Raw genomic sequence first — 6,000 nt, 5'->3', positions numbered from 1 at the left:
GGGCCCCGGCTGGATCCAGCCGGGGCCCTCTGTGTGCTGCTCGTGCGCGATACTGGGTTCGAACCAGTGACCTCTTCGGTGTGAACGAAGCGCGCTACCACTGCGCCAATCGCGCTCACTGCTCGAAAACCATAACCCACATCCCGGCCGCGGGCCAATTCGGCCCCGGGCGCGGCCCCCCGGCTGCCGCCCCGCGGCGCCGCCGCGAGGGATTTGGCTTTTCGGAAATCGGTCCCGTACAGTCTTCACCTGTCAGGAACACCGACGGGCTCCCGCGGAACGGACCGGCTGGAAAGCCGCCCCCGATCGTGCGCTCGTCGACCCCGGCACGCCCCCGACCGGCGCGAACACCGCCGGAACGGGTTGTGCTAGAGTTCCTGATCGGAAGATCGAGAGATCGACCGAGCAAGACATGCGGACGTAGCTCAGCTGGTAGAGCACCACCTTGCCATGGTGGATGTCGCGGGTTCGACTCCCGTCGTCCGCTCGCAGTGATCGGCATGAACGATGTCGTGACCGACGGCCCTGTCCGCAAGGACCAGGTCCCGGTGGGGTGGCCGAGTGGTTAGGCAGCGGCCTGCAAAGCCGTCTACGCGGGTTCGAATCCCGTCTCCACCTCGGTGCACACCCACCACGCTCGACGATCTCCCCGGAGACCGCCGGTAGAGCGCGATTGGCGCAGCGGTAGCGCGCTTCCCTGACACGGAAGAGGTCACTGGTTCGATCCCAGTATCGCGCACCACCAGGAAGGCCCCGGTTCCACGAGCCGGGGCCTTCGTCGTGCCCCGGCGCCGTCCCGGACCGGTCGCCGGGACGGCGCCGCACGGCGGGTGCCACCGGGCCCGTGTCCGAGGCGGTCGGTAGCCTGCGGGCCAGGACCCGGAGCACCGGGACCACCCCGGGTCCCGGGGACGCGAGGGAGAGGCGACGAGCAGCGTGACACAGCCCAGGCTGGCGGAACAGACCGAGTACGGACGGATGTACGCGAGGTCCGTCGCGGACCAGGCGACCGTCCCCTCCATCACCACGGTGCTCTCCCGGGCGGCCACGGACCTGGACGGCTGGTACGGCTACTCCGCTGCGCAGGCCGCCGTTCGGGACGACCGGCTGCGCGCGGCCCTGGGCTCGCCGGCCCAGCTGCGCGCCGTCGTGCGCGACGCGGCCAAGGCCGCCGAACGGCACCGGGACGAGGCCGCGGCGCGCGGGGACCGCGTGCACACCTACGCCGAGCAGATCGCCCTCCGGGCTCTCGGCCGGCCCCACCGGGCGGCGGACGCGCGGGCCGCCCTGGCGGAGCACGGCGAGGAGCGCTTCGCCTCGCGCTTCGACGAGTGGTGGGACCTCTACGCCCCCGAACCGCTCGCGGTGGAGGTCACGGTCTGGAACTCCACCGTGGGCTACGCGGGAACCCTCGACCTCGTCGCCCGGATCGCGGGCAAGGTGTGCCTGATCGACTACAAGACGAAGGGCACGGACCGGGACGGGCGGGTGAAGTCCCTCGATGCCAAGGTCGTGACCCAGCTCGTCGCCGGGCTGAAGGCGGAGGAGTCCCTCGTGGACGCGGACGCCGGCACCTGGGAGCCGTGGGCCTACGGCAAAGCGGACCTGCTGCTCGGGGTGGCGGTCGGCGAGACGGAGGTCGTGCCCGTGCAGGCCGTCCCGACGGTGCTCGAGCAGCACTGGTACAAGTTCTGCGCCCTGCACCGGCTGTGGACCCAGGAGACGGCCCTCGCCGCGGCGGGCCCCGCCCTGCGGCCCGTGCCGCCGCCGCCGCTGCGCGAGCAGCCGTAGGGCACGGCGCGGCCCGCGTGCTCGCGGGGGACGGGCGGCCCGTAGACTTGTCGGGTCGAGAGCGAGGTCCCTCCATGTCCGTCCTGCCCATCCGCACCATCGGTGATCCCGTCCTGCGCACCCGCGCGGAGGAGGTCACGGCGTTCGACGAGGCCCTGCGCCGCCTCGTCGCGGACATGCACGAGACGATGCTGGACGTCGGGGGCGTCGGCCTCGCCGCGCCCCAGGTCGGGGTGAGCGCGCGGCTGTTCACCTGGGCGGTCGAGGGCAGCGAGGGGCACGTGGTCAACCCGGTCCTGGAGGTGGGCGAGGAGCCCCAGGAGGGCGGCGAGGGCTGCCTGTCCGTGCCCGGTCTCGGCTTCGACACTCCGCGCCGGAACTGGGCCAGGGTCACCGGTGTCGACCAGCACGGCGAACCCGTGACCGTCGAGGGCACCGGACTGCTGGCCCGCTGCCTGCAGCACGAGACCGATCACCTGGACGGGCGGCTCTACGTCGACCGGCTGGTGGGCCCCGCCAAGAAGGAGGCGATGCGGGCCATCCGCGCCGCCGGCTACGACGGGGTGGTGCGCGGCGTGGCCGGGCAGCGCGCCGCGAACGTGGGCTCCTCCTTCGGCGCCGGAGCGTCCTTCGGCGCCGGCTCCTCCCGCCCGGCCTGAGCCCGGTCCCCGCCCCCCAGCCCCCACCCGTCAGGAGAGCCGTGAAGATCCTCTACGTCGGCACGCCGTCCGTCGCCGTGCCGTCCCTGGTCCACCTCGCCGAGCGGCCCGACGTCGAGATCGTGGCCGTCCTCACCCGCACCGACGCCCCCGTGGGGCGCAAGAAGGTGCTCACGCCCTCGCCCGTGGCCGAGGAGGCCGCGCGGCGGGGCATCCCCGTGCTCAAGGCCAACCGGGTGGACGCCGAGCTGACCGAGCGGATCCGGGGCCTGGGAGCGGACGTCGCCGCCGTCGTCGCCTACGGGGCCCTGGTCCCGCAGCCCGCACTGGACGCCGTGCCCCACGGCTGGATCAACCTGCACTTCTCCCTGCTGCCGCAGTGGCGCGGCGCCGCCCCCGTCCAGCGCGCCCTCATGGCCGGGGACACCGTGGTCGGCGCCAGCACCTTCCTGCTGGAGGCCGGTCTGGACACCGGCCCCGTCCTCGGCGCCCTGACCGACGAGGTCCGGCCCGACGACACCGCCGGGACGGTCCTGGAGCGACTGTCCCGCACCGCGGCGCCGCTGCTGGCGGACTCCCTGCGCGCCGTGGTCGACGGTGCCGCCCGCCCGGTCCCGCAGCAGGGCGACGTGACCCACGCCCCCAAGCTCACCGCCGAGGACGGACGGGTCCGCTGGACGGAGCCCGCCGTGGCCGTGGCCCACCGGGTGCGCGGGGCGACCCCCGAGCCCGGGGCGTGGACCCTGCTCGACGACCGGAGGCTCAAGCTCGAGCGCGTGGTGCCCCGGCCCGACGTCCGGGGGCTCGCCCCCGGACGCTGCGTCCTGCGCGGTGACGCGGTGCTCGTGGGCACCGGCTCGTACGCGGTCCAGCTCACCCGGGTGCAGCCGTCGGGGAAGAAGACCATGGAGGCCACCGCCTGGGCGCGGGGCCGCAGCACGGAGGACGAGGTGGTGTTCGAGTGAGCGAGCGCGATGACCGGCGGGGCGGCGACCGGGGAGCCGACCGCGACCGGCGACCGGGAGGCGCACGGCGCAACGCCCGGGGGCACGAGCGCAACCGGCCGGCGCAGTCCGACCGGGCCTACTCCTCCTCGGCGCCCGCCGGGCGGACGCGGCGGGCCGATCCGGCCCGGCTGGCGGCGTTCGAGACCCTGCGCGCGGTGTCGGAGGAGGGCGCCTACGGCAATCTCGTGCTCCCCAGGATCGTCCGGGCCCACCGCCTGGACCGGCGGGACGCGGGCTTCGCCACGGAGCTGGCCTACGGGGCACTGCGCTGGCAGGGCACCTGGGACGCCGTGCTGGCCCGGTGCGTCGACCGCCCCCTGGGCGAGCTCGACGGCGCGGTCCTGGACGCCCTGCGCCTGGGCACCCACCAGCTGCTGGCCATGCGCGTGCCCGACCACGCCGCCCTCGACCAGACGGTGGGCCTCGTCCGGGCCGTCGTCGGGGCGGGCCCCGGCGGGCTCGTCAACGCCGTGCTGCGCAAGGTCGCGGCGCGGGACCTGCCCGCCTGGGTCGCGGAGCTGACCGCGGACGCCGCCGACGGTACCGCCCGCCTCGGCCTGGCCCACGCCCACCCTGCGTGGGTGGTCCGCGCGCTGCGCCAGGCGCTCACCGCCCACGGGCGGGACGCCGCCGAGATCGAGGCCCTGCTCGAGGCGGACAACGCCGCCCCCGTGGTCAACCTCGTGGCCCTGCCCGGTCTCGGGGACCTCACGGAGGCCCGCGCCGCGGGCGCGGAGGAGGGGGATCTCGTCCCGGACTCGGCGCTGAGCAGCGGCGGCGACCTGCACCGCCTGGCCTCGGTCCGCGAGGGCGGGGTCCGCGTCCAGGACGCCGGGTCCCAGCTCGTGGCCCGTGCCCTGGTCGCCGCCGGACAGGACGCCGACGGCGGCGACGGCACCGCGGAGGGCGGGCGCTGGCTGGACCTGTGCGCCGGTCCGGGCGGGAAGGCGGCCCTGCTCGCGGCGCTCGCCGACCGGCGGGGGGCGCACCTGACGGCCAACGAGGTGGCCCCGCACCGGGCCGAGCTCGTGCGCCGGGCCCTGCGGCCGGTCCCGGAGCGGGCCTGGTCGGTGCGCACAGGGGACGGCCGCCGCGCCGACGAGCTGCTCGAGGGCCGCTCCGCGGAGGAGGCCGGCTTCGACCGGGTGCTCGTCGACGCCCCGTGCACCGGCCTCGGGGCGCTGCGCCGCCGCCCGGAGTCGCGGTGGCGGCGCAGCCCCCGGGACCTGGCCGAGCTCGGGCCGCTGCAGCGGGAGCTGCTGCACGCCGCCCTGGACGTCACCCGACCCGGCGGCCTGGTCGCCTACGTCACCTGCTCCCCGCACGCCGCCGAGACCGTCACCGTCGTCCAGGACGTGCTGGCCGGGCGCCAGGACGCCGAGCTGGTCGACGCCCTGAAACCGGTCCGGGCCGCGGCCCTGCCCGGCAGCCTCGAGGGGGACCGCGACCCGTCCCGCCCGTGGGAGGGGGACTCCGGACCGGCGACCGTCCAGCTGTGGCCGCACGTCCACGGCACGGACGCCATGTTCCTGGCCCTGCTGCGCAAGCGCTGACGCCCCGACCGACCGACCACCACCAGGAGTCCCCGTGTCCCGAACCTGCATCCACCCCTCGATCCTCTCCGCCGACTTCGTCAACCTCGAGGCCGAGCTGGGCCGGATCGCCACCGCCGACGCCGTGCACGTGGACGTCATGGACAACCACTTCGTCCCGAACCTGACGCTGGGTATGCCCCTGGTGGAGCGGATCCTCGCCGTCAGCCCCCTCCCGCTGGACGTGCACCTGATGATCGAGGACGCGGACCGCTGGGCGGCCGGCTACGCCGAGCTGGGCTGCGAGTCGGTGACCTTCCACGCCGAGGCCGCGCGCGCCCCGCTGAAGCTGGCCCGCGAGCTGCGCGCCCACGGCGCCCGGGCCGGGATGGCACTGCGCCCCGCGACCCCCGTGGAGCCGTACCTCGACCTGCTGCCGGAGCTGGACATGCTCCTGGTCATGACGGTGGAGCCGGGCTTCGGCGGACAGGCCTTCCTCGACGTCACGCTGCCGAAGATCCGGCGGGCCGCCGAGGCGATCCGGGCGGGCGGGGGACGGGTGGCCCTGCAGGTGGACGGCGGGATCACGGAGGAGACCATCGTGCGGGCCGCGGAGGCCGGGGCGGACACGTTCGTGGCGGGCTCCGCCGTCTACGGCGCGGGGGACCCCGGGGCCGCGATCACGGCCCTGCGCGGGGCGGCCCGCGCCGCCCAGGCCTGAGCCGGCCGGCCGCGGCGCCGTGGCGGGGACGCCGACGGCACGCCCTGTGACATAATCGAGGCACGAACAACGTGTTCCGGGGTCGGTGCAAGTCCGAACCGGCGGTCACAGTCCGCGAACCGGACGACCGCGTCCGTGCAGGCGCCCAGCGCCCGCACCGGCGGGTCACCCGGCCGAACCGGTGGAACTCCGGTACCGACAGTCACAGTCTGGATGGAAGGCAACACGTTCAACGGCCCTCGTGGCATGCCGTCGACGGCACGCCACGGCGCCGTCCGGACCCGCGGGTC

At 75.4% G+C, this 6,000-nt stretch carries 5 protein-coding genes, 4 tRNA genes and 1 riboswitch; of the genes, 8 read left to right on the top strand and 1 reads right to left on the bottom strand.

Annotated features, from left to right (window positions below; all coding sequences use genetic code 11):
- Positions 1–43: 43 nt before the first annotated feature.
- Positions 44–115 (bottom strand) — tRNA-Val (locus ACH9D2_RS10610).
- A gap of 299 nt (positions 116–414) precedes the next feature.
- On the opposite strand from ACH9D2_RS10610, the gene ACH9D2_RS10605 reads away from it, so the two are divergent.
- The 8 genes from ACH9D2_RS10605 to rpe all read left to right on the top strand — a co-directional run bounded on the left by ACH9D2_RS10605 (position 415) and on the right by rpe (position 5,710).
- Positions 415–487: transfer RNA gene (locus ACH9D2_RS10605), tRNA-Gly, on the top strand.
- Between the two features lie 60 nt (positions 488–547).
- Positions 548–618: transfer RNA gene (locus tag ACH9D2_RS10600), tRNA-Cys, on the top strand.
- A 49-nt stretch (positions 619–667) separates the two neighbouring features.
- Positions 668–742 (top strand) — tRNA-Val (locus ACH9D2_RS10595).
- A 194-nt stretch (positions 743–936) separates the two neighbouring features.
- Positions 937–1,791 (top strand): cytochrome, encoded by an 855-nt coding sequence (locus ACH9D2_RS10590; RefSeq protein WP_396362794.1) that lies wholly within the window; start codon positions 937–939, stop codon positions 1,789–1,791.
- A gap of 74 nt (positions 1,792–1,865) precedes the next feature.
- Entirely contained in the window at positions 1,866–2,450 is a 585-nt protein-coding gene (gene def, locus ACH9D2_RS10585; RefSeq protein WP_396362793.1) for a peptide deformylase, read from the top strand.
- Between the two features lie 41 nt (positions 2,451–2,491).
- Positions 2,492–3,415: a methionyl-tRNA formyltransferase gene (gene fmt / locus ACH9D2_RS10580; RefSeq protein WP_396362792.1), complete on the top strand. Its 924-nt coding sequence runs from the start codon at positions 2,492–2,494 to the stop codon at positions 3,413–3,415.
- Positions 3,412–5,010, top strand: coding sequence for a transcription antitermination factor NusB (locus ACH9D2_RS10575; protein WP_396362791.1), 1,599 nt, complete (start codon positions 3,412–3,414; stop codon positions 5,008–5,010). The genes fmt and ACH9D2_RS10575 overlap by 4 nt, the downstream gene beginning before the upstream one ends.
- 34 nt (positions 5,011–5,044) lie before the next feature.
- A complete protein-coding gene (rpe, locus tag ACH9D2_RS10570) occupies positions 5,045–5,710 on the top strand; it encodes a ribulose-phosphate 3-epimerase (protein WP_396362790.1) in 666 nt (221 codons plus the stop codon).
- A 67-nt stretch (positions 5,711–5,777) separates the two neighbouring features.
- Positions 5,778–5,941: riboswitch (FMN riboswitch) on the top strand.
- Positions 5,942–6,000: the final 59 nt, after the last annotated feature.

Origin of the sequence: Kocuria rhizosphaericola (assembly GCF_044462205.1) — a bacterium.
GTDB classification, from domain to species: Bacteria; Actinomycetota; Actinomycetes; order Actinomycetales; family Micrococcaceae; genus Kocuria; species Kocuria rhizosphaericola.
This window is presented reverse-complemented; position numbering and strand designations above follow the sequence as displayed.